This is a genomic window from uncultured Winogradskyella sp. (assembly GCF_947501905.1).
Lineage (GTDB): Bacteria > Bacteroidota > Bacteroidia > Flavobacteriales > Flavobacteriaceae > Winogradskyella.
Window position 1 is genome coordinate 203309 of record NZ_CANMXL010000004.1, and the last position, 26276, is coordinate 229584.

14 protein-coding genes are annotated in these 26276 nt (G+C 33.7%); 6 read left to right on the top strand and 8 right to left on the bottom strand.

Features of this window, described 5'->3' with window-relative positions; translation table 11 throughout:
- Window positions 1-46: 46 nt before the first annotated feature.
- Together Q0770_RS10785 and Q0770_RS10790 are read left to right on the top strand one after the other, a co-directional pair.
- A complete protein-coding gene (locus Q0770_RS10785; RefSeq protein WP_299116804.1) occupies window positions 47-1165 on the top strand; it encodes a DEAD/DEAH box helicase in 1119 nt (372 codons plus the stop codon).
- A 112-nt stretch (window positions 1166-1277) separates the two neighbouring features.
- Complete coding sequence (locus Q0770_RS10790; protein WP_299116806.1) at window positions 1278-1859, top strand: DUF4251 domain-containing protein; 582 nt, start codon at window positions 1278-1280, stop codon at window positions 1857-1859.
- On the opposite strand, the gene Q0770_RS10795 is transcribed toward Q0770_RS10790, so the two are convergent.
- The 8 genes from Q0770_RS10795 to Q0770_RS10830 form a co-directional block, all read right to left on the bottom strand.
- Window positions 1856-4039 carry an acylase gene (locus Q0770_RS10795; protein WP_299116808.1) on the bottom strand — a complete coding sequence of 728 codons (2184 nt, stop codon included), beginning with the start codon at window positions 4037-4039 and terminating at the stop codon, window positions 1856-1858. The genes Q0770_RS10790 and Q0770_RS10795 overlap by 4 nt on opposite strands.
- A gap of 77 nt (window positions 4040-4116) precedes the next feature.
- A complete protein-coding gene (locus tag Q0770_RS10800; RefSeq protein ID WP_299116810.1) occupies window positions 4117-5043 on the bottom strand; it encodes a M23 family metallopeptidase in 927 nt (308 codons plus the stop codon).
- Between the two features lie 97 nt (window positions 5044-5140).
- On the bottom strand, window positions 5141-6127 hold the full coding sequence (locus Q0770_RS10805; RefSeq protein ID WP_299116811.1) for a type IX secretion system membrane protein PorP/SprF: 987 nt from the start codon (window positions 6125-6127) through the stop codon (window positions 5141-5143).
- 26 nt (window positions 6128-6153) lie between these two features.
- A complete protein-coding gene (locus Q0770_RS10810) occupies window positions 6154-14370 on the bottom strand; it encodes a T9SS type B sorting domain-containing protein (RefSeq protein ID WP_299116813.1) in 8217 nt (2738 codons plus the stop codon).
- Window positions 14371-14445: 75 nt separating this feature from the next.
- Entirely contained in the window at window positions 14446-16806 is a 2361-nt protein-coding gene (locus Q0770_RS10815; RefSeq protein WP_299116815.1) for a PorP/SprF family type IX secretion system membrane protein, read from the bottom strand.
- A 1-nt stretch (window position 16807) separates the two neighbouring features.
- Window positions 16808-18208: a gliding motility-associated C-terminal domain-containing protein gene (locus Q0770_RS10820; RefSeq protein WP_299116817.1), complete on the bottom strand. Its 1401-nt coding sequence runs from the start codon at window positions 18206-18208 to the stop codon at window positions 16808-16810.
- Between the two features lie 120 nt (window positions 18209-18328).
- Window positions 18329-19654 carry a hypothetical protein gene (locus tag Q0770_RS10825; protein WP_299116819.1) on the bottom strand — a complete coding sequence of 442 codons (1326 nt, stop codon included), beginning with the start codon at window positions 19652-19654 and terminating at the stop codon, window positions 18329-18331.
- 259 nt (window positions 19655-19913) lie between these two features.
- Complete coding sequence (locus Q0770_RS10830; RefSeq protein ID WP_299116821.1) at window positions 19914-20366, bottom strand: hypothetical protein; 453 nt, start codon at window positions 20364-20366, stop codon at window positions 19914-19916.
- 306 nt (window positions 20367-20672) lie between these two features.
- On the opposite strand from Q0770_RS10830, the gene Q0770_RS10835 reads away from it, so the two are divergent.
- The 4 genes from Q0770_RS10835 to Q0770_RS10850 all read left to right on the top strand — a co-directional run bounded on the left by Q0770_RS10835 (window position 20673) and on the right by Q0770_RS10850 (window position 26227).
- Entirely contained in the window at window positions 20673-21341 is a 669-nt protein-coding gene (locus Q0770_RS10835) for a hypothetical protein (RefSeq protein WP_299116823.1), read from the top strand.
- A gap of 183 nt (window positions 21342-21524) precedes the next feature.
- On the top strand, window positions 21525-23207 hold the full coding sequence (locus Q0770_RS10840; protein ID WP_299116825.1) for a patatin-like phospholipase family protein: 1683 nt from the start codon (window positions 21525-21527) through the stop codon (window positions 23205-23207).
- 94 nt (window positions 23208-23301) lie between these two features.
- The gene (locus tag Q0770_RS10845; protein WP_299116827.1) at window positions 23302-25311 is read left to right on the top strand and encodes a M13 family metallopeptidase; all 2010 of its coding nucleotides are present in this window, start codon (window positions 23302-23304) and stop codon (window positions 25309-25311) included.
- A 40-nt stretch (window positions 25312-25351) separates the two neighbouring features.
- Complete coding sequence (locus Q0770_RS10850; protein WP_299116829.1) at window positions 25352-26227, top strand: TolB family protein; 876 nt, start codon at window positions 25352-25354, stop codon at window positions 26225-26227.
- Window positions 26228-26276 lie beyond the last annotated feature (49 nt).

Below are 26276 nucleotides of genomic sequence, written 5' to 3' on the forward strand. Positions count from 1 at the left end.
AGTGGCGGACTTAAATAAGTTTACCTTTGCAGCAAAATTATTAGCAATGGCAACATTTTTAGAACTTGGTATTTCAAAATCTTATGTAAAAGGTTTAAAAGAGTTAGGAATTAAGCATCCTACAAAAATACAGCAAGAAGTTATACCTGTTTTATTAGAATCTAAAACTGACTTAATTGGTTTAGCACAAACTGGCACAGGAAAAACAGCAGCTTTTGGCTTACCAGTATTAAATTCAATAGATGCCAGTAATGATAATGTACAAACTTTAATTATTGCACCTACAAGAGAGTTGGTGCAACAAATTAAAAAGCAGCTTTTTAAATTCACAAAATATATTGACCACAAGATTTTTGTAGAAGGTGTTTATGGTGGCGAAAAGATGGATAGGCAAATAAAGGCACTTTCTAGAACTACCCACATAGTTGTTGCTACACCAGGGCGATTATTAGACCTTGTAGAAAGAGGTGCAGTGGATATTAGTCACGTTAAAACTTTAGTTTTAGATGAGGCAGATGAAATGCTAAGTATGGGCTTTAAAGAAGATTTAAGTAAGATTTTAAAGTATAATACTGAAACACGAAACACATGGCTGTTCTCTGCAACGATGCCCAACGAAATTCTGAAGATGGTTAAGACCTATATGTCTCATGATGCTGTGCGTATTGAGATTGATAAAAACGCTTTAGTAAATGAAAATATTTCACATCATTTTATAAATACGTCAATACCAAATAAAACCTTAGTTATCAGTAAACTTTTAGATAAACATCCAAATGATAGAGGTGTTATTTTCTGTAGAACAAAAGCTGGTACAAAAAAATTAGCACAAGAGCTTAAAAACGAAGGTTTTTCAGTTGATGCATTAGAAGGCGATATGCAACAAAAAGAGCGTGATAAAGTGATGCGCGCATTTAAAAATGAAAGTTTACAATTTTTAGTGTCTACTGATGTTTCTGCCCGCGGTATTGATGTCAATAATTTGGCGTTTGTGATTCATCATCAATTACCAGAACAGCTAGAATATTATACGCATCGTAGTGGCCGAACTGCAAGAGCTGGGAAAACAGGACAATCAATTGCTTTAATTATATCTGGAGAAATGCAAAAAGTTGTTGATACCCAAAAAGCATTAGATATTACCTTTAAAGAGTTTACTCTGTAACTTTAGAGCAAACATTAAGTCGCTTAATTATTTGATAATTAAAGGTTAAAGTCGTAATTTTAACTATTATCGGTATAATTTTTGATTAACTTTAAGGTATAAATCTTTAGTTATGAAAAAATCAATTCTCATATTAGTTCTCAGTCTATTTGTTTCTAGTATTAGTTTTTCTCAGACTCGAGCAGAAAGAAAACAAGCTAAAAAAGAGCGAATAGAAACTCAGTATAACGAGACAAAAGCATTAATTGAATCCGGAAGCTTTCAATTTGAAGCAAAATGGGCTATCCCATTAGGGAATGATATTTCAAGTATTGGGCTAAGCCTTCCTGGCGGTGGAGCCGTTTTTCAAGGTGGTAGAGTAGATATTTCAAACAATTCTAATAAGGTGAGTATTGATGCGAATAATGCTGATGTCTATTTACCATATTTTGGTCGTGTCTTTTTTCCAAAACGCATCTCAAATGAACGAGGTATACAATACAAAGGTGAAATTGAAGATTATACTATTGATTATAACGAAAAGAAAAAAGTAATAACAATTAAGTTTAAAGCCGACTCACCGGGTGATTTTTTAAAATTTATATATAGAATTAATTATGGTGGCAACACCACAATAACTGTTAATAGTACTAACAGACAAACCATTTCTTATAATGGTAAAATCACTGCATTGAAAGAAAAAGGAGCTAATTAATTGCGTTTTCCTGGCTTATAGGTTTCTTCAGCTACTTTAATAACATCTTCATAATAGTAAGGCACATCTTTAAATTCCATATCCGCATAACGCTGTGCTTGGTCATTAAAATGAGGTGAATTTATATTACTGCTTTGACCACCAGCTAACATTGTTTTAGCTTTTACTTTATCACCAAACTCTACTACTGCAACAAAGCTATTACCACGAGTTCCGTATATCTTCTTGGCTTCTGGGTTTGTGTAACTAACGCCATATGCAGCCAATGCTCCCCAACGACCTGATGCAAAACCAACTGGAATACTGGGTTTGTTATCATCAAATTTTTGCTTGATATCGCTGTTGAGTCTTTGATAACGATTGACTTCTCCCCACGGTAAATTCCAAGACCCGAAAGTTTCTGTGAGGTAGTTAATTGTCTCTTTAAATATTTTCAATTTTTCAAAATCTGGTGATGAGTCGCTTCCAAAGTATTCAAATAGCTGCATAGAATTCATTGGATTTGGTCGACTACCATTACGCAAAACATTCATTCCATAAAAATGAGCTAAGGTCATAGCTACTGATTCTTTTGAAGTTTTATAATCCCAGTTTCTTAGTATTTCTATAGCTCCACCTAATTCTTTAGTTCTATCAATTTTGTCATATGCTGCGGTTAATCCTGGAATCAAAACTTCGAAAGCTGGCAAATATGGATCATGTGCCATTTCAATAACAGAATCTAAAGTATAATCTTTGTTTTTACTTAATAAATCTATTGCATGAACACCTCTAAAATTTTCGCGATTTAAGGACATATAATTTGGATAATCTTCTACTTTAGGGCTAAACTCTGCAGCAGCTGTAAAAGGCGTAGAATTACAATTCTGGAGCCAACCATTTTCAGGGTTTAATAGTGTGATATGTTGATCTACTTCGTGTAATCCTTGCCAATCTGTTTTTGGATTACTGCCATCTACTGGTTGTCTATAATTAAAGCTAATATCGCGTTTAGGGATAAAATTACCATGGAAATAAGCAATATTGCCTTCAGCATCTGCATAGACCGTATTGTTAGATGAATTGGTTTTTATATTCATCATGTTTCTAAACCCATTATAACCGTCTTGTTTGGTACGGATGTAAGATTGCTCTAAAGCTTTTACTGGTTCCCACATCATAGCAGTGGCAATCCATTTGCCATCTTTACTCTGAGTAATTGGTCCGTGATGTGTTCTGTAAAATGGAAACGTTTTAGTTTTAATAGAATCGCCATCTTTATACTTTAGTGTTGTTTCAAAAGATTTTACTTCTCTTAATTCCTTACCATAGCGATACATGAGTTTGTCTTCAACCTTTATTAAATCTTCTTCAAATTCATCAATAACATCAGTATAAGTAGAAGTATGCATCCAACCGGTTTTCTCATTAAATCCTTGATAAACAAAAAACTGCCCCCAAGTTACTGCACCATAGGCATTAAGTCCTTCTTCGCTTACTACATGAACTTCTCCTCGAAAAAAGAATGAGGTATGTGGATTAATCAATAAAATTGGGTTTCCAGATTTTGTTAGCTTTCCTGATATTGCAATACCATTAGAGCCAGAAGGTTCAGTTTCCAACCGTTCTTTTTTTGATTTAGCCTCTTCGAATAGTTTAGAATCCCCACCTTCATAAAAGGCTTTAATCTTTCTGGTAGACACACGTTCAATATCGCCACCAATAGAGCCTTCAGAAAAGTACATAGACATCCAAGGTTCAAACTTTGTAAGCAAACGTGGTTTTACTTCTGGATGTGTGTATAGATAATAATTAATACCATCTGCAAAAGCGTTGCACAATTCTTTTAACCAGTCTGGGCTTTTGTCATAATTTTCTTTGGCTTCATCAATGGTCATAAACATCTTAGCACGTAAATCACTATATATGGCAGACTCTCCTTCAACCTCTGCTAATCGACCTGTAGCCCATATATAATTTTGCTCTACACGATTAAAATCATCTTCACATTGTGCATATAATAAACCAAAAACAGCTTCTGCATCTGTTTTGCCATAAACATGTGGTATGCCAAAATTGTCCCTAATTATTGTGATATTTTCAGCAATTTCTTGCCATCTTTCGACATCAGTTAGTTTAGGTTTCTCCGTTTTACAAGAAATAAATAATAAAGAAATAAATAGTAAAGAAACGTACTTCATGATTGCTAAAATTTGTTGCGTGAAGTTAATTCACACAGACAACAAATCAAAACCAGTAAAATTTAAATCAGATTATACTATAGTTCTAAAACTAATTTCTGCCCAATTCTTAGTGTTGAAGATTTTCTGATTGAATTTGTTCTGCAAATCGCAGCAATAGAGACATTGTTACGTTTCGAAATTCTAGAAAGTGTGTCACCAGACCTAACAACATATACTTTTTTAGTTTTTACTAAACTCGCTAATGCTTGCTCTTTAGTAGTAAACAACTTAAGCTTAGATTTACGTCTTGGACTATGTAATGATGCGCGTGTCCATTCTTTGGTAACCCATAATTCTTTAGACCTTATTTTATTATCTTCAGAAAAATCAAAAATATATTCTGGATGTATGTATTGACCTTTATAACTTGTTACTAAATGTAAGTGACTACCTGTAGAACGCCCAGTATTACCACCTTTACCAATAAGTTGACCTTTTGCAATAGTGTCATTTGGCTTTACTTTTATTTTAGATAAATGTGCATAAGCCGTTTCAAGACCATTATAATGTCTAATAACTACGACTTTGCCATGACCGCGACTATATTTTGCAAAACGTACCACACCATCTAATATACTAACAACACTATCTCCAGTAACCAAATCGATATCTATGCCTTGATGTGGTCTTCCACGACGCCAACCATAGCGAGACGTAATAACCTTATTTTTTGTAATTGGTGAGGCGTAATTAGAATCTTTGAATGTAATCTGTAATGGAAACTTAACCACTTCATTTCGGTAGGGATTAAAATTTACAGTATCCCAAAACTCTGCTTTTATATCAATAGAATCATTTACAGCACTATCTAAATCTACTAAAGGAATAATAATTTCTTGAGTGGGAAGCCCTTTTTCAGGTATTGATTTAACAACAATTTTTAAAGAATCCTGAGGCGTATTTTGGGTAAATAATAGAGTAGAAGCCAACAGAAATACAATTGAAGCTATTATAGGTTTCATTTGATTATAAATAATAGATGCGCAAATGTAAACGATATATAAAGCGTTCTATTATAAGTTAACTAAAGTTTATCCTAAAAATATTAACATTTAAGGATTACTGATATTTCCAATATTCTCTTGCACCAGTAGTACACTCACAATTACTAACGCCTTGTAGTAAATCTATACCAATAGTAATACTATGTGTTCCTGAATTATAACCCGCTAAATCATTAACTGTAAATTGGTAAGAATACGCAAAGTAGAATCCTTTTTTCATGACGCCTGCCATAGGTCCAATATTAAGAGGCTTTAATAATTGATCATTTAAAAAACGATAAGAAGCTCCAATCCAGTAGTAATCACCATATCTATTTAGCTTTCTATACTTAAAATTAATGTCAGTACTTGATCGTCCGTCACTGTTAAATCTTTGGTAAAACACTGAGGGTTCATATTCCGTCATTCTATCTTGTGAGCTTCTTAAAACTAATCCACTAAACAATTGATAATTGGTTAAACTATTTGGCTCTAATCCCGTAAAGGGATTTACATCTTTTTCTAAGATATTATTTACATTAAAGCTTAGATAAAAATTACTGTATCGATATAAAAACCCTGCATCAAAATTATTATTGGTTTGTGAGCGATCATCAATAATACTTGGGTCTACAATTGGAATGTCTGGAGTGGCCACAAAGTTTTCTATGTCAATACGAAAACTATTAATGTTATAAGACAATCCAAAGGATAAGTATTGCTTAGAATTATAGCCTAGCGTTAGGTGATGTGCGAAAGAAAATTTAATCCCTTTTTGTCTCGTATTACCGTTCTTGTCATTATACATACTTACACCAACACCTGAGCGATTTCCTATTCTCATATCAGCATATAGAGCTTGATTATCTGGAGCACCTTTAATACCAACCCATTGTGTTAATCCATTTGCACGTATTCTCACATTATCGCCAATACCAGCAAATGTCGGGGAAATTACAAATTCATTATCAGCTAGGTATTGTGTAAATACAGGTAAATTTAGCTCTTGTGCAGAACTATAAATTGAAAAGCTCAGTAATATATATAGTAGATTTTTTTTCATCTGTTTCTTGTTTAATTAGTTAGGAATTACCTATAAAGGGTGAAATGCCCAACAAATGAGCGGTCTACACTTGAACCATTTGGTCTAACTACGTACCAGTAATCACCTGTTGGTAATTCTGAGCCATTATAACGCCCATCCCAATATTCACCTACACGATAAGTGGCTACTTTACGACCATATCTATCAAAAATGTCGAATTCTAAGTTTGGATAATTGTCTATGCATCCTGGAGCCCAAGTATCAGTAGTTCCATCTCCATTTGGTGTAAAATAGTTTGGCACACATATATCTACAAATTCAAGTTCTACTTGAGCAATAGCTGTACATCCATTAGTGTCTGTAACAGTTACAATGTATATGCCAGATTGGGTAATTGTATACGTATTCTCTACGCCAGAGTCTTCTTCATTAAATGTATATGTATAACTTCCTGTTCCGCCACCACCTTGAGCAACAATTTCATTTAATTCACCTTCTGATAAGGTAATTGTTACTGGGTCATAATCTGACATATCAAATAGTTCTGTGGTTTGAATACAACCATTACTGTGCCTTACGTCAATGTAATTATCAGTTCCTACAGGAATATTTGTAAATACATTACTAGCTTGATATGGTCCGCCATTTAGTGAATAATCTAGTTCAGATAAATCGGTTATAGAGTCATCAACAGTAACTGTTACTGTATTTGTCTGTGCGTTTTGGTCGCAATCGTACGATAATTCTATTTCTGGATTTATTCTTGCTGAATTAGGGAAAGTAATATTCCATTCAGATTCGCAACCTTCCGCATCTCTAACGTATACAATATGGTCTCCACCAGCTAAATCTGTAAAATCAAACTGTGTTTGTCCAATAAGACCTGTTGTATATGGGCCATCATAATTATCTAAACTCACACTATATGGTGTTGTACCTCCAGATATATCTATACTAAACTCACCATCTAAATCACCGTCACAAACCTCAGGTAAAATTGAATTGGGCACTATACTCAATAATACCTGCACAGGTTCAGTGACAGTTTCTGTAAAAGTCAAGTAACATCCAAGTTCATCTTGAACAATGATATCATATTCGCCTGGTTCTAAATTTTCAAAAAGGTTAGTATCAAAAAATTGATTTAATTGAGGTGAAATAGCATACTTGATAATTCCTGTTCCACCGGTAGCATTAACTAAGATTGAACCATTATCTGTTCCAGCACATTGCACATTTATTACGCTTAATGTCGCTTCAAGAATTGTTGAAGGTTCTGTAATAGGAATTGTAGATGATATTGCATTACAATCACCACTTACAACAGAAACTACATAATTGCCAGCTATAAGCTCTGTAAAGTAACCTGGTGTGTTTTGTGTAGCATTTATGGTGTTTCCTGCTGTATCTTCTAACGTGTAAGTATAATTACCTAAACCACCAGTTGCAGTAGCCGTAATACTTCCTGTATTGTCACCAGCACAATTAATAGTTGGATTTACTGAGTCTAAGCTAATCGTTAAATCTGGTAACGGGTCTATAGTAATATCATTTGATATTATTGCGATACAGTTATTTACATCTCTAACATAATAAGAGTATGTCCCTACCGGAACATTAAAAGTTGTAGATGAGTTAAACGTTCCTAAAACTGTAGCAAAAGAACTGTCTGCACTATACGAATATGGTGCAGTACCTCCAGTTGCACTAAGCGTCAATGTAGATTCTGTAAAACAAGTTTGAGAAGATGCTTTTACTAAATTGGCATTTATAGGTGTTGGTTCTGAAATCGGAATGTCTATAGATATCAATTCACAATCAAAACCATCATTAATTACTACTTGATATGTTCCAGCAGCTAACCCATCAAATACATTAGATGTTTGAGGTCCAGATGAAGCTATAACTGGAGAAATAGTATTTAAAGTATATGTATAATTACTTCCTTGTCCTCCAGTAACATTTGTAATTGTGATACTCCCATTTGAGTCCCCAAAACAAGCTAGCATATTTGTACTAGGTGTGAAAATAGCATCAATTGGAGTAGGCTCATCTAATCTTATATTTTCAGAAACGATACAACCTTCAGCATCTCTAACATTAACTGTATAATCACCAGCGGATAAATTTGTAAATGTTCCATTTGATGAAAAAGGAACGGTTGCATCTCCGGTTAATTCGTATTGATAATCTCCCCAACCTCCAGTTGCAATTGCAGTAATAGTTCCAACATTATTATTACAAGTTACATTAGATGTTTCTGTGACATCTAATAATAACTCTTCAAGTGGAGAACCAATTATTACATCCGAAGTTGATGAGCAAAAAGGGCTTTGAGTTTCAGTTATAATTACTGTATATGTCCCAGAAGTTAGACTACTTACAGTTAATGGATTTGTAGTTGTATTTGCAGAAACAACTCCAAAAACAGATGTATTTGTGCTATCAATGACTTCATATGTATATGTGCCCGAATAATTTGTAATATCTATATCAAAGCTTCCAGTATTATCACTAAAACATGTTACCGAAGTTGGTGTTAAATCAAAAGTAGGAGCAATAGCTTCAGGTAATGCTACAGAAACCTCTTCAGTACAACCAGTAACGCTATCAGTAATTGTGATATCATATAATCCTGAAGGGACATCAGAAATAGTGTTTCCTGTTATAGTAATTGATGGATTATTTGGTAAAATACTATACGTATAAGTACCAGAGCCACCAGAAGGCGAAAGTGTAATTATGCCATCATCATTATTACAAGTTGGTAATGCTGTTACATCTGGTGTTATATTTAAGATTGGCAAAATATCTATTGAGACTAAGTTTCCACAGCCATTTGCATCATTGATTTCTACAGTATGATTTCCTGATGCTAGATTTGAAATAGTGAAAGGGAAACTTTGTACCTGAAAAGCACCTCCATCTATACTAATACTATAAGGAGCTATTCCAGCTGATGCTAAATTTACATCTATTTGAAACGTTCCATCTATATCTAAACAGTCATCATTAACAACAGCTGTAATTACAGGAGAATCGTCCATTGGTAATATCGTAGCTGGGCTTGTAACGATACAACCATAAGCATCTAATACATGAACATAGTATGTATTAGCATCTAAATTAAATGTACTTGCTGAGCCCCATCCAGCATCAGTTGCTAATGGTGCTGTTGGTGTTGTTGTAATTTGATATTGATATGGCGCAGTACCATTTTCGGCAACTGCAGAAACAACCCCAGAATTTGCATTACAATTAGCGTTTTGATTCACAAAAACAGATAAGTCTAAAGGAAATTCTGATTCAGTAACATTAAAAGGAGCAGTGACAATTCCACAGCCCGCATTAGGACCTGTAGTTTCACTGATAGACACAAAATAATTTCCAAATGGTAAACTTTCAAAATCTGTAACTACTAAACTTCCATTTGCAGGAACAGTTCCAATTCCTATTGCACCAATTGGAGTTAAAGATTGTGATTCATAAACTTGGTAGCTAACATCAACGTTAGTAGCATATACACTTTCAATAGTAAAAGATACATTACCATCTGCATCACCAGTACATGTTATGTTGTTACTGCCAAAAGCACTTAAGGTTAGCGTAGAATTTGTAGGTATGGATGCTGTAGAAGTTTCGTAATACGTACAGTTAGTAGCGCTATCATATACAACGAATGTGTATTGCACTCCAGGGATTAACCCAGTAAATATTGTAGAAGCACTACCTGCAGGATTCTCTGCCAACCAATTTGGGTCACCTACAGTATATGGTACAAATGGCTCTTGATAAATCGAAAACCAAAAAGGACCCGAACTACTAAGTGCAGAGCTAACAGCTATTGTTGCTTCACCACCAGTAGAACAATTAACAGTTGGTGTAATGGTTATATCTAAATCTGATGGAGGAGAAGCCACTAATACATCTTGAATTAAAACTGAACATCCATTAGCATCTACTACATTTATTTGATATAATCCAAAGTCAACGACATCAAAACTTACAGAAGTTGAACCAGTAGCGTTAAGCTCTGAATTGGAATAGCCATTAGTTCCTGTTACAAAGTAATTATAGGGAGCTGTACCACCAGTTACAGAGTTTATGATGACAGAACCCTGCGAAACGCCAGAAGCTGTACAAGTAATATCTACTGTACTAGAATTAACAAGTATAGGATCAGGTTCAGATATTGTAATAGCCTGAGTATCTGTACAAGAGTTTGCATCGGTAATGGTAACTGTATAATCACCAGCTGGTAAACTGGTTGTTTGATTTCCATAATCTGTGCTTGTAGTGTCATTATTTACATTAATAACAAATGGTGGTGTACCAACCGTATTATCAATTGTTATGTCTAATGCTCCTGTAGCTTCACCATTACAATTTATATTTTGACTTTGTACTACAGCACTCAATGCAGGAGGAACTATAGAATTTACTGTAATAATTGATGATAATACAGTACATCCATTTCCATCTGTAATCTCAAATTGATAATCGCCAGCTGTAGATGTTGAATATGTAAATGTGTTTCCTGTACTACCTAAAGGACTGAATGCAGAACCATTAATTGAAACAGCATACGTATATGGAGCAGTACCATTGATGGTCCCTGTAATAACAGCATCTGGGCTAGCTGTACAATCTAATCCTTCTGTTAATACAATATTTACAGTTGACACAGGTAATGGAGCAACTGTATAAGATTCACTATACTCACAATTATTTTCATCTCTTACCTGAAACGTATATGTTCCAGGTTCTAACCCTGGAAATACATTTGATGATTGATAAGGTGTTGTAGCAGAAGCCGGTGCTATAATCTGATATTCTAATACGCCTGTTCCACCAGTAATATTGGTAATTGTTATTGTTGTTGTATTTGTTGAACAATCGATTGGGCTATTACTAAAATCTAAATCAGTAGGCGGATTTAATGGAGGAATTGTAATTTCATTAGTGATGAATGTACAATCATTCAAATCTCTTATAGTTACTGTATATGTGCCTTGCCCTAAACCAGTAAATGTATTACTCGGCTGATAGTTTACGCCATCGATACTATACGAATAAGGAGCTGTTCCTCCAGAAACGCCTGTAACAGAAATTGTTCCATTACTTGTACAAGTAAAAGGAGCACTTAGCTCAGCTGTACCATCAATTGGTGGGTTTTCGTTTATAACAACAGTTTGTGGACTAGTTGTACATATAACGCCTCCAAATGTATATTCAATAATTGCATCATAGTTTCCTGCAGACAAACCAGAAAACACTGGAGAATTTGAAAACGTTACACCATTGTCAATACTATAGCTTATAGTATTTCCATTAGCGTTGTTAACGGTAAAAGTAATACTACCATCATTATTTCCTGGGCATAAAATATCTATTGTATTTACTGAAAAGTCAGGAGGTAACGCTGCATCCACGGTAATTGAAGTTGTCGCACTACAATTGTTAGCATCAATAACTGTAATATCATAAGTCCCAGCTGCTGTAACTGTATATTCGGGTACGGTTTGAAAATCGGTAGTACTATTTATAAAATAAAAATAGGGTGGAGTGCCGCCTTCAGGATAAATAGTGATCTCACCATCGGAACATGTCAAAGGTGTTGTTAAAGCCGCAGTGACTGTTAGTAAAGGTGGCTCTACAATAACTACATCTTCAGAATAAGTACAACCATCTTCAGTTGTTGCAGTTACTGTATATGTTCCAGTATTTAAGTTATCGAACAAATAAGTGTTTTCGATAATTGGACCTACACTATTAACCAATGTTCCACCTTGATATATTTCAAACGTATATTGTGGCTCTACATCATTTGCTGATATTTGAATACTGCCTTTATCTCCGTTACAAAATGGTTGAGTAACTACTGTTGATACTGTAAAATCTCGTTCTCTTATTTGAACATCTGGAACCGTAAATACACAAGGATTTGTATCTATACCGATTTGTCTGATATAAACAGTATATGTTCCCGGCGTAGTAATAGTGAATATATTGCTTGCTTGATACGTTATACCATCTAAACTATATTCGTAGCCAGAAGGCACATCATTTACCGTTATACTTCCTGGTGTTGTACAAATAATGTCTTCAGCGACTACTGAAGGATCTAATAGATTTTCGTAAACATTAAAATAAAACTGAACAAAACAACCACCTTCATAATTTATGGTTAATCTATATTGTCCTGCAGTGTCAGCGACAAAATCAGGGCCTGTAGCTACTTCATTCCAAGTACATGAATCATCTTCATTAGCACAATCTGTATCAGTTACAGCTGGGCAGCTGGTCTCATCTAACTGTTCCCAAATAATTGAAGAAGCACCAGATATGTTGGTATCTATATTTACAAAATCTTCAGCACCACATAAATAAATGTTAGGTAATTCTTTACCGTCATTTGGGCAAATGACAACTTCGTCTGCAAAAGGAATAACTGGGTTAGTTGTTGTACCACCAAAAAGCTCAACATTAAATTGTTGCACAATAGATTGACATGGTGCTAAGGCTGTATTAAATGAATAATAAGTACCTGTTGCACTTACTGTAATCGTTTGAGCGCTACCAATAACTGGAGTTCCTGTTGGACTTGTAGACCAAGAATATGAATCATAACCATCAGCAGCTGTTAAATCTAATGTAGAACCGCAAAGTACCTGCTCTTGTTCAAAAGTACAGTCTAAATTAATTAGAAAATTAGTGGCTTGCGGTGTAAGTAAACACCCTGTATTACTATCTATACTTGGATCATCAGTAATCTGAAATGTTGGATTGAAAAATCCATTATATGTCGCAAAGGCTTGGTTATTTATAATATTTGAACAAGCATCAGCTAATTGTTGACAAGAATCAACAGTTTCTACTTCAATTCGTATTTCATAAACTGGATCATTTTCTTCAACTAAATAATCTTCAACATCAAAAATAAGTTCTCTTGTTGCTGGATTATAACTATTAACTGTTACACCAGGTGGAAGCACTAAATCGGTAGGATGATTATAAACGATATTAATTGGAAGGATATCTCTAATCTGAAGACTTGTTGCATTGTCATTTCCTGTATTCTGAAAGCCAATAACATAATTTAATGGTGTAGACAAACCAACACCTTGACCACCTATATTGATACCAGAATCGTCTTCTACAATTTTTGTAAGTACAATATTTGGCTCGATAATTTCTACTGCAAAGGCGAAGAAATACGGAAAATAAGTATCGCCACTAGTTTCTAATCGTATGGTTCCAGATGTTGCATCATTAGCTATGACTGAATTTCCAGGGTTAGGTATTGCAATTACACCAGTATCAAACCCAAGTGTATTTGTACTATTTGGCACTCTATTGTTTACTGGTAAAGCACTTAGTTGAGTAACAGAACTATTAAAAAAGTTTGCTACAGGTCTATCAGCTGTAGATAAGCTAGTTCCATTTAGTCTTAGTCGATCTCCTAATATAGGACTATCACCCTCAAGAGTGGCGAATGCAAAATTTGCTCTTACTGGTGCTGGAGCAGGAACTGTTCTAAAACCATCAACAGGAATATCCAAGCTAGGATTGTTACCAGGAACACTAATTGCACTAAAGCCATCAAAACTTGTTATTGACTTACCAGGAAGAGTAGGATCTTCATATACTATAAAAAGTGACCATCCAGCTGACTGACCAGTACCATTAAAAGGGTTAAAATTTGCAGTTTCCCCAACACCAGATGATACATTTGCAACGGTGTATGTTCCTAAATCTGCACCAGAACCAAAGCTAGTAACTATAGAGGTTACATCTGCAAAGCATGCATATGAAAAACTATCCCCACCATCTACTGATGTGCCTCCTGCATCATAAATTATTGTTCCTGTGATATCATTATATCCACCAGATGGCCCTCTAAATCTTACATCGGTAATAGGCTCATTACCTGGATTTACAGCGCCCCAATATAAACCTGCGTAAATAATTTCATAACAATTTGGATTTGGTATTTCTAAATCGGCACTAGAAGAACTAAAAGTACTTGCGTCACCATCGATATCAATATATTGCATATCGACATTATGATTGTATACGGAGTTATCATTAAAAGCATTGTTATCTGGGCCAAGAATATTATTACCAATTAATACAATATCACCTTTTAAATCTTGATTAAATCTTGGTGCAAAAGGCACATAGTTTTGAGCGTAGGAGTGTAGGCCTATAAAAATTGTTATAATTATAGTGGCTATACTAGAAAAAGTAGGTTTTTTCATGATATATATATTTAGTTATTCTTTACTATCGGGTTTGGGGCTTAATAGATAAAGAATGCCTTTAATGATATGTTATTAGTTCTCGATTTTAATGATTGACATGTTACTGTTGTATGGTTTTGTACCTTTTAATTTCAGGTTATTATTAGCTTCTTGAACACTTCCAAATTTTTTAGAGTAGATATAATATTTACTCGTGTTGACATCATAGAAGAATTCTACATTGCTTAATCCTGATTTTAAAGATTTAGTTATAAATTCATTTCGTTTATCTACATCACTATGTACTGCTAACACAGCATAGAAGCCACTATCTACATAATTGATGTTTTTTAGTATTTGGATATTACTTGGTTGCGGTATGCCAAAGTCAAAATCGTCCTCTTTTAATGGTAGATCAGATATAGATGTTGTTTGCTTTAGATTTGTTAAAGTAGCTCTATCTTGTTTGTAACGCTCTTCTTCATTATCAAACTCAGCACGTTTTATTCGACGTCTTTTTTCAAATTCTATAGCTAGCTGAATATCTTTTAATCTACTTTCTAATTTTGCTTTTAGTTCATCTGTCTCTATTTGTTCAGATTTTAAACGCTTAATTTCTCTTTTATAGTAAAGCATAACAACATCATTAACTATTGTGTCTGCTTCTTTTAAATCATCATAAAGTTCTTCTAATTCATTAATCTTTATACTTCTAGAATCAATAACTTCATCAAGATCTGCCTTAATAGCTTTTAGAGCTTCATTTTCTTTAGTAATACTTTTAAATGGTTTTGGTTTTACTGCAATACCTTGCTCACTTAAATCATTTTCTTCTTTTAAGTTTTTAAGGTTTTCGTTTTTACCATCTACAGCCTTTTTGTATTGATCTAATAAGTCTTGTTGTTGTTCTTTTTCTTGTTCTGTTTGTTTTACAAGGTTTTGCATTGATTTACCTAAATCATCATCTGGATTAGTTATTAATTCAAATTCTTTTTCTTCTTTGGATTTTTGCTCAGCAATTTTTTGTGCTTCAATTGCTTCTTGTTCTTTAGCAAGCCTTTCAGCTTCTATTTTCGCTTGTTCTTCTGCTAATCGCTTTGCTTCAATTGCCTCTTGTTCTTTAGCTAACCTATCTGCCTCTAATCGTGCCTTTCTTTCTGCTGCTTCTTTTGCTTTTAGTTCTGCTAATAGTTTGGCTTTATTTTCAGCTTGTTTTTTTGCTAATAATTCTGCCTCTCGTTTAGCTTTTTCCTCAGCTAATCTTTTTGCATCTAATTCAGCTTGCTGTTGAGCAAGTCTTTCTGCATCTTCTTTAGCTTTTAACTCAGCTTGTGCTAATTGTTCTGCTTCTAATCTTGCTTTCTCATCTGCCAGACGTTTAGCCTCAATAGCCTCAATCTCTGCTTGTCCCTCATTAGTTTTAGCAATAACAGGTTCTTTTGCCTTTCGTTTTACAGAAGTATATCTAGGATAAGATGGCTTTTTATATTTCTTAGGTGCAATAAGTGCTGTAACTTCGTCTTGACTACTATAATCAAAAAATCTTTCGTTTTTAAAGCGATAGGCTAGTGTTATTTCATGAGAAGGTCCAAAATCACTAAAATCGCCAAGTGCCATTTCATAATTATATTCAATAGCAATTTCTTCAGTAATATTAAGTCCAATACCTCCTGAAGCACCATACATTGTATTATAGCCACCTTGAACCCAAAATCCCTTTGGAATACTAAGCATAGCATTTGCTGCAATAATAGTCTCGTCTTTTCTAAACTCGCTTCTTAAAAGGCCAGTAAATTTACTATCATCAAAGAAACCTCTACTAGACATATAGCCTGTATACATGACATGACCTTGAAGACCTTGGTTAGGTACATCTTGTAGTAATTCTGAAGACTGGACATTATATAAAAACAGATTTTTTACCGAAACCCCAAAATCTAAAAAAGTAGTTCCGAAATTAATGCCTGGATTTACAGACACTAAGAAATTAGATTCTATATTGTCTAAAGATGGGTCAGGAAAATTTGTTACTACATCCCCTGAGTTTAGTCCGCTACTATATGCTGCTAAATTTAATCCAAAAGTTAGATTAGTATCTCGCTCTAATCTTGCATTATAAGCAAAGTTTATTACGCCACCATAAGTTGTTAGGACACCATAATTTTGTTGAAATAAAGTAATACCAGCACCAATATTATCGGTAAAACGACCTGAGTATGATACTAAATAGGAGAGAGGGGCATCATTAAATTGTACCCATTCACGCTTATTATATGCACTTACAAATTTGTTTTGCTCTCTAACAAAACTAAATGTTGGGTTAATAATATTGCGATTAAAAGTCAATGAGTTTCTTACTGGCAATTCAAACGCAACCACACCATCACCACCTTGAGCAGAAATATACTCTAGGAAAGACATACATGCTATAAAGACAAGTAGGTGTGCTTTCATTTTATTTAATAATCGTTATTGATCCTTTTCTTGTATCACCTGTACTGGTGATGATGATGTAATAAAACACCTGATTTATACTATTTGAATTTAAATTGTCTATAGGCCAATTATTTTGGTAATCATTAGTTTGAAATACCTGTTTTCCTTGGCTTGTTAATATTCTTACGCTAGTTTCTGTGCCACTTACAAAGGCTGTTGGAATAACCCAAGTATCATTGATGCCATCTCCATTTGGGCTAATTACATTAGGTATGTTTTCTACATCAGGAAAAGGTTCTGGTGCTTCAGTAAGCTCGAAAGTAAACTCTCTTGAGCCTGTGCAGCCTAATGTTTCAGTGACAACTACTTTATACATTCCAAATTCTGAAGCTGAATAGTTATCATCATACTCACCTTCAATTGGAGAATTATTATAATACCATAGAAATTCTGGGTTGTTTGCATTTGTAGTAATTTCTACATCCAGACTATCGCCTTCGTCAATTTCATTTGTTTCTGAAACATTGATATTCATTTCAAATAATTGACTTTGTAAATCAATAGTACCTGAGGTTTGGCAATCTCCTAAGTCTACCTGAACAGAAAACTCACCAGACTCATTAGTTTGATACATTTGAGCATCTGCACCTTCAATGAGCTCTCCGTCTTTATACCATTGATAACTCAAAGCACCAATTGTACTTAATGTTGTTAAACCTTGTTCCGGACAATACGGGTTTCCTAAACTAGATATTATAGTTGCATTTGCTTCACCAGTTGTAGCCTCTATAATTTCAACTCTATTTGAAAACGAATCTGAGGTGCATGTTCCATAATTAGTTTCTACAAAATAGATGCCTTCTTCCGAGACAGATAATGTTTCGCCAGTGTCTATAAATTCTGATGTTGTTGGACTTGTTTCTCTATACCAATTATATGTTAGTGATGGATAATTTAAAGGCGAATCGTTTTCGTTAATGCCTGGGTTATCTATGGTTAATAGATAAGCTCCGCCAGGGCAATATGCACCAGAAGACACCAAATTATTTATAGAAAAAGGAGAGTCTTGTAATTTATAGTAGGCTGCAAAAGCTACAGAACTAGAGCTAGTGGCTACAGGCGCTGTACTTTTTATACGAATTTTATAATTTTCACCAGCGGTTGTTGTTGGCAGCGAAAAATTGAGTGTTGCTGGAGATTCTGTTAAAGTTCCTACACCAGAAGTATATATTACTGTTGCATTCGAAAAATCACCATCTGCATCTGACATTTCCAGAACAAACTGATTAGAGCTTTGTAACCCATTTTCTGGAGAGAATACAAACGTAACATCATAAGAATTAAAAGACTCACTTGCACAAGCTTGACTAAAGCCCAAGTTTGGCGTACCTATAACTATCTGTGCATTTAGAAACTGCACAGCCGATAAGGCTATAACAAATAGGTATAGATGGATTATCTTTATTTTAGCAATTTGGGGGCACATTGGCGTAGTTGTAGTTTTTTAATCTATAGGCTAATTTTTTTTATAGGGTGTGCTTTAGTTATCATCTAAATCATCAATATCATCACTATCCGTAGTAGCTACGATTTTGTTAATTCTCAATCTAAAATCTGGAGTTCTTGAATGTCTTAAATCTATAAAAGTTTCAGAGTCTGGACCTTTGGAGTACACATTGTCAAAAGCTCTACTACCATACCAACTTTCTAAATCTTCATTATTTGAGTTATACTTAGTAAAAATATTGCCTTTACAATTATTAAAATACGTGCGTTCAAAATTGATTTTTTGAAGATTTTCGTTATTAATCTGAATATCTTCATCGAAGAATACTGCAGGATTAAAACCAGAAATAACACTTCGTTTTAAAGAGAAAGTAGCATCTTTTTCTATGTAAATAGCTTCTTTAACAAGACCAATGCTTATATCGTATTTTAAATCGTCACTAACATTTATCATGGTTAGATTTGAAGCTAGAACTAAAGTGTTTGGTTTTGTTGGGTCTATATCTTCAATGTTATTATACGATGACACATACATACATCTATAACCATCTGGACTAGAAACATATGGTGATCGTACAGCTATTGAGTTTTCTATAATTACTTGGGCTCCATGATTAAATTTATAATCATTTTGGTTGGATTTATATGATACTAGCTTATTTAATGTGACGTTACCTCCAATTATGCTAAAAGCATCACCAGAGCAATAACTTACCATAACATTTTCTATTGTTGTTTCATTACCGACACCAGCGAGTGTAAGCCCATTAAAGTATCCAAACTCTTTTGTTCTTCTACCAGCATATTCAATTCTGACATGACTTAATACTCCTGAATTGCTTACTTCATTTTCACCTCCATAAGTGATATTACTAAAACTACTTGGCTTTAAACCAAAGTTCAATGAACTTTCATTACCAAACTTATTAGTTGGTGCGTCACTTAGAATAAAGAGACCTCCCCAATCACCAGGTTTTTTCATTGGTCGGTTTGAGGTAAAAACTATTGGATCTGTTTGTTCGCCTTCGGCAATTATTTTAGATCCACTACTAATAGTTAATGACCCTCTAGTTTTATAATCTCCTAAAATAACTGTGCCAGGCTCTATAGTTAGAGTAGTACTGTCTGTTACAAAAACATCACCCAGCAATAGGTAAGTATCTCGCTTCTTTAAAGTAATATCACTAGTAATATCTCCAGTTAATATCTGGGTAGGTTCTCCGTAGTTGGTTTTATTTGGTTTAAATTCTGCCCATGGATTTAACCAATTATCAAATCCAATAATTCCTTTTTCCTGTTGAGCTGTAATACATGTAAAAACTAGAATGCATAGAACAGCACTAAGCGTAATTTTTTTCATAGAGGTTAAGTTTATTTTTCGATGAGGGTTATACCAAACGTATAATTATTACCTATTAAATACAACTAATATCGATGAATTACACTAATTATTTAGAAAAAAATGAAAATACCTACAAAATAAATCTTTTTGTCGAGGTTTGACTTTTATAAAATTGATTATCAGCATAAAAGAATTCAGAGATAACTAATCAAAAGACATAAAAAAAGCCTCAATAATAAGTATTGAGGCCTTTAATTACATTAATTAAAACTGTTCATTAATTCGATTTAAAATCATTATAGGTGTGCAAAGATTTTAAAGTAGATTCATAAAACAATATAGCGGCTATCAAATCTGAAGTATCAGAATAGGGCAGTATTTTCTTTTGAAACTCTATTGTATCCTCAAAATAAACATCAGATGCTTCTTTATTTTCAACTAAGGCTTTTCTATTTTCTTTTGTATCCGGAATACCTAATGTTGTCATAGTTACATTTGAATTAGTTGCAAATGCAATATTTGGCAAAATGTTTACTATGACTTCTATACGTTCTATATATAAGTCAAGAAGCTCTCCTTTATTCATTCTATTTAGCTCTTCTCTTTCATGATATTTAGCGATACTTATTTTTCCACTAATAAAACTTAGAGCTTTTTGCTTTTTTTGTGCATTAGCTAGGGTAGATACACACAAAAGTGCAAACATAAGTAGGGTAATTTTAGTCTTCATTTTTATAGGTTTTTATTAGACTGGGCTAGACAAACATATATAAATATTTACGATTTTCGCTGTAATTTGAATGTTTTTTTGAAAATTTTTTTATCAATGAAATGCATTTTTAAGCGACAAACTGCATAAATACTGGATTAAATGCAATTATTTTAGACGAAATACATTTGGCGAATTTTTGAATTATATATAGGATTTTTAGTACAAAATGTGAAAAATAAAGAATTAATAACATGAATTAGAGCTTTGATTATCCTGTCATTCATCGGTATATTTTGCAATCAAAAACCTTACATCGATTATTTATTGCATTCATTTGATTTTTATGGTGTTACAATAATTATTGCTCAAATTGGAAGTCCAAATCAATATTATTGTCCCATGAAAATGCAAATGAAACTTACGGTTTTTTTACTAATAATTACAATTACTTTTTCTACTGCCCAAACAAGCAATTCTTCTTTTATTGCAATAGATGTATTTGAAGCATCAGATAATAATACGGATACAATTCCTGATTATTTGATTAAATCAAAACCATTCAAAATCTCTGGTACTCTATATTTGGAAGATGGTGTTACACCAGCAAAAAATTATATTTTGACTATTAATCAAGCAGACGAAGATGGAAATTTTGTCGTTGAAAAAATCAATGACCAGAAAAAGGTTAAGCATAGTGCTACTGTTAAGACTAATGCAGACGGTAAATACACCTTTTATACTTTTGTTCCTGGTGGCGATAGACTTTATAATCAATTACAGGAAATACACATGAAAGTTCAAGTTCCAGACGGAACAGAATATGCTTTACCAACCTTATTCTTTGATGAAGACCCAATGTTAAGCAAGCGTTGTCGAAAAAAAATGACAAAAAGGGGAGAGACTGATCGAATCCTTAAGCTTCAAAAAGTAGATGACAAACTTGTGGCAAAAAGAGATATGATTATTTCTTCAGGCCTGAAACGTATAAATTAAAATATTTGCTTTAGTCTAGCTTTCAAAATTATTGATAACTATATATACATAAAAGCCAAAGGTTTTATATATTTATACTCCTCCAATATTTAAGCTATTACATTCACATTTTATACCCTTAAGAGATGCACTAATTGTTTAGTGTAAAAGTCTAATGATGGTCTAAAGTGAAAATATAATAGTATGTCTGAAGAAAAGAAAACTCTTAAACCTTTTAATAATATTGGGCTTTGTTTTAGTGGTGGTGGCTATAGAGCTACTTTCTATGCCTTAGGTATTGTGTCCTATCTTGACAATGTATCTTATAACGGTAAACCCTTATTATCATCAGTAAAAGCATTAAGTAGCGTCAGTGGTGGAACACTTTTAGCTGTAGCATATGCCAAAGCTGTGCAAGCAGGTGATTATGATTTTAAAACTTTTTTCAAGACGTTTTATAATACGTTTACTCCAAAAAACGATAAGCTTTTAGAGAATGCCATTGCAAAATTAGAGGACGATACTGTTTGGAAAAACAATCCACATAAAAAGCGCTCACTTATAAATGCTTTTGCGTTGACTTATGCCGAAATGTCTATTTTTAGTGGTAATTTCAAGCATTTTGAGACTAAATTCATTAAGCAGTTAGAGCAAGTGTGTTTTAACGCTACAGATTTCTCCTTTGGCTTAACCTACAGGTTTCAAAATAGAGGTTATTTTGGCAATAACCCTTTATACCGCAATTATCAAAAAGAAGTTAATGCACTTAGAAATGATGTTAAGCTAGGTGATGTTATCGCGTCCTCATCATGTTTTCCGGTTGGCTTTGAACCTCTAGTGTTCCCAGATGATTATTTCGAAAATCAAGATTCACAAGCATATAAGAATTTGAAAGGCTTAGATCGATTCATAAACGGTGTCGGTATTATGGACGGTGGTATTGCAGATAACCAAGGTATTGGCAGTATGATGCTCATAAATGAACGTATGGGAGATGGTCTTGACTTAATTATGGTTAACGATGTGGGTAGTTATAAAATGCAGCCTTGGCAGCAAGACACAAGCAAAATAGATAAAAGTTTTACTGTAAAAACAGTAGTTAATAAAATTTTGAAATACTTTACTATAAAGCCATTATACATTATCATTTTGGTTATTGGTATGTTACTCGTATTATTAAATAGTATGAACCTATTTGGTCCAATGCCTTATACAGGTCTTTATATTCTAGGTAGTATTATTATAGGCTTTGGCTTATTACTTACTGTTTTTGGGTTGGTTGCTTCAGTAATTAAAACTTCAATTTTAGGGCGTTTAAAACACATCTTTAAAAAGAATGTACCAGAACCATTATTGGATGATATTTTAACCTTTCAGAAGCTCGATATCAGTTTGGTACAACGAATGCTTACTGACAGATTAACTTCTGCAATGACCATGATTAATGATGTATTTCTAAAACAAATGCGTCGTTTGAATTATGACTTATTTTATTCCAAATCGTCTTTGAAACATAGGCGAATTACAGCAACAGTCTACAAACTAAATGGCCTAGAAACACCATACAGTAAGGGCAAAGCTTACAATAAAGACATAAAACCACATCCGAGTAAAAGCTTGCAAAGTGTTGCGCTCACAGCATCCGAAACACCAACAACCTTATGGTGGGACCAAACCGATATTGCTAAAAACCGTATGGAAACTCTCATTGCTTGTGGACAATTTACCGCTTGTTATGAGTTAATGGATTATATATTAGAACTTAAAAAGGATGAAAATATTGGTATGTCAGATTTTACAGAACTAGAAAAACTTTATGAAACTTTGGAAAAAGATTGGAAAGCTTTTAACAAAAGTCCATTATGGCTTGTTGACGCACTAAAATAATATAGAATTTGGTTAATGCTAGGTTAAATCAATCGTCTAGTTGTGGTGTAAAAGTTATTCATGCTTATATTTGAGAAAATCAATCTTTATACTCATGAAACGTTTTTTTACATTATTATGCCTTATTGTTATTCTTGTATCATGCAAAGAAGAAACTAAAACAGAAGTTCAAGCTGTTGTTTTTGATGGGATTTCTGAAAACATTAAACCCGGAGATAACTTCTTTAATCATGTCAACAAAAAATGGATGGATAGCGCTGTCATTGCTGACGACCAAGTAGGCGTTGGTGCTTATCGTTTTTTAAATATCCCACAACAAGAATTACTAAAAAATATTTTGCAAGAAGTTTCTGAGCAAGAGCATCCTAAAGGTAGTGTAGAGCAACAAGTTGGTGATTTCTATGCCTCTGGTATGGATACAACTAAGATTAATGAAAGAGGTATAAAGCCAATAGAGCCCATTTTAAAACGTATTGAAGCAATAGAAAATGTGGCGTCTTTAACAGAGTTTGTGGCTACGCAAATTCAATATGGTGATTATTCTATGTTTGCACCATACATTTCACCAGATCAGAAAAATAGTGAGATGAATATCTTTCATTTAGCACAGACTGGGATCGGATTACCAGATAGAGATTACTATTTTATTGAAGATGAATCTGTGCAACAAATACAAGATGCTTACAAAACATATTTAGCACGTTTATTTGAGTTGGTTGGCGATACAGATGAGAAAGCCAAAGCAGAAATAGTTTACAACATCGAAAAACAATTGGCCGAATCTCACAAAACAAGGATTGAACGTAGAGATGTGAAGGCGAATTACAATAAAATGTCTGTTGATGATTTAGACCAAAAACATTCTAACATTAATTGGGCTAATATATTATCGCTTCTAAGCATAAAGACAGACTCAATAGACGTTGCACAGCCAGCATATTATAAAACCTTAGATGAGATGTTATCTACAGTTTCGTTAGACGACTGGAAGCTTTATTTAAAAGCAAACTCTATTGGTTCGCACGATAATATTTTAAGTAAACCTTTTCAAGATGCAGCGTTTGAATACTCTAAGGTACTCTCCGGACAGACAGAACAGCAACCACGTGATAAGCAAATGGTACGACGCGTAGATCAGCAAATAGGTTTTGCATTGGGGCAACTTTATGTAAAACGATATTTTAACGAAGATGCTAAAAAGCGTGCACTTGATTTAGTGAATAATTTTCAGAAAGTCCTAGAAAGGCGTATTGATAATCTAGACTGGATGAGTGATAGTACAAAGGTTAAAGCTAAGGAGAAGCTGTTTGCTATTAATAAAAAGATTGGATACCCTGATGTTTGGCGTTCGTATGATGTTGCTATTGACCGTAATCAATTCTTTGAGAATGTTGTAGCATTGCGAAAAAACAATTACCAATACAACCTAAAACAATTAAACCAACCACCTAATAAAGACGAGTGGGGTACAACACCATCAACAGTTACGGCGTATTACAATCCATCATTAAATGAAATTGTATTCCCTGCTGGTATATTGCAAGCACCATATTTTGATTTGTATGCAGATGATGCTGTGAACTATGGCGGAATAGGAATGGTTATAGGGCATGAGTTTACACATGCTTTTGATGATCAAGGTGCCCAGTTTGATAAAGATGGTAACGTAACCAATTGGTGGACTGAAGACGATTATAAAAAATTTAAAGAAAAGACGAATCAGATTGTAGAGCAATATGGGGCTTTTACCGTTTTAGATAGTGTGCATCTTAAAGGAGCTCTAACTGTTGGCGAAAATACTGCAGATAACGGCGGAATTGCAATTGCTTATGATGCATTTAAATTGACTGAACAAGGTCAAGATACCACTAAGATTGGAGGCTATACACCAAATCAACGTTTCTTTTTATCAATAGCCAACATTTGGCGTGTAAAAATGCGTGATGAGTTTTTACGTAACTACGTTACTAATGATCCACACTCACCACCAATGTGGCGTGTTAATGGGCCTTTAATGAACTTTACACCATTTTATGAAGCCTTTGATGTACAACATGGAGAAGTAAATTATAGAGTAGAAGAACAGCGGATTAAGATTTGGTAGAATATAAATTTTGAGTTTGCGTTTTAATATAAAAGCATCCATGAAAATTCCATACATTTTATTGGTACTGTTATTATTACTTAGCATAAATACTAACAGCCAAAACAATACCTATCTAAAGCAATCTCCGCCATCTATCATGCCAGAAGTATTTGCGCCAGGAATTATTTCTAAAGCCAATCTGTATGAGTTTGGTTCAGTATTTAATAAAGATGCTACTGAGTTTTATTATGGGGTTAATAATGACGGTAAAGAAGAAATCCGTTTTACCAAGCTTGTCGGTAACCAATGGACCGAACCAAAGACCATTATGTCTCACAAAAAACATGGCTATAACGATCCGTTTTTATCACCAGACGAAAACAGATTGTATTATATATCTCAAAGAGCACTAGATGGCGTTAGTGAACCTAAGGATTATGATATTTGGTACTCAGAACGCACACCAAATGGTTGGTCAGAACCCATTAATGCAGGTAAAAACATAAATACTAACGCAGATGAATATTACATATCATTTACAACAAATGGCACTATGTACTTTTCATCTAGTAAAATAGACAATAATTTTGATATCTATGCCTCTAAAATGGTCGATGGAAACTTCCAAAAAGCCAAACGATTACCAGCAGCCATTAATACGCAAAGTTACGAGGCCGATGTTTTTATCGCACCAGATGAATCCTATATTATTTTCTGTGCCAATAGAAAAGACGGTTTAGGCAGAGGTGACTTATACATTAGCTTTAAAAATAAAGATGGTTTTTGGACCCAATCTGTAAACATGGGTAAAGCAATTAACACCAAAGGGCATGAGCTTTGTCCGTTTGTTACTAAAGATGGCAAATACTTTTTTTACACCAGTAACCAAGATATTTATTGGGTGAGTACAGCTATTTTTAAAGACTATAAATAATTGTCAATTTTTAGATACTTTTGTCTTTACAATTAATCTATTAAAGAAA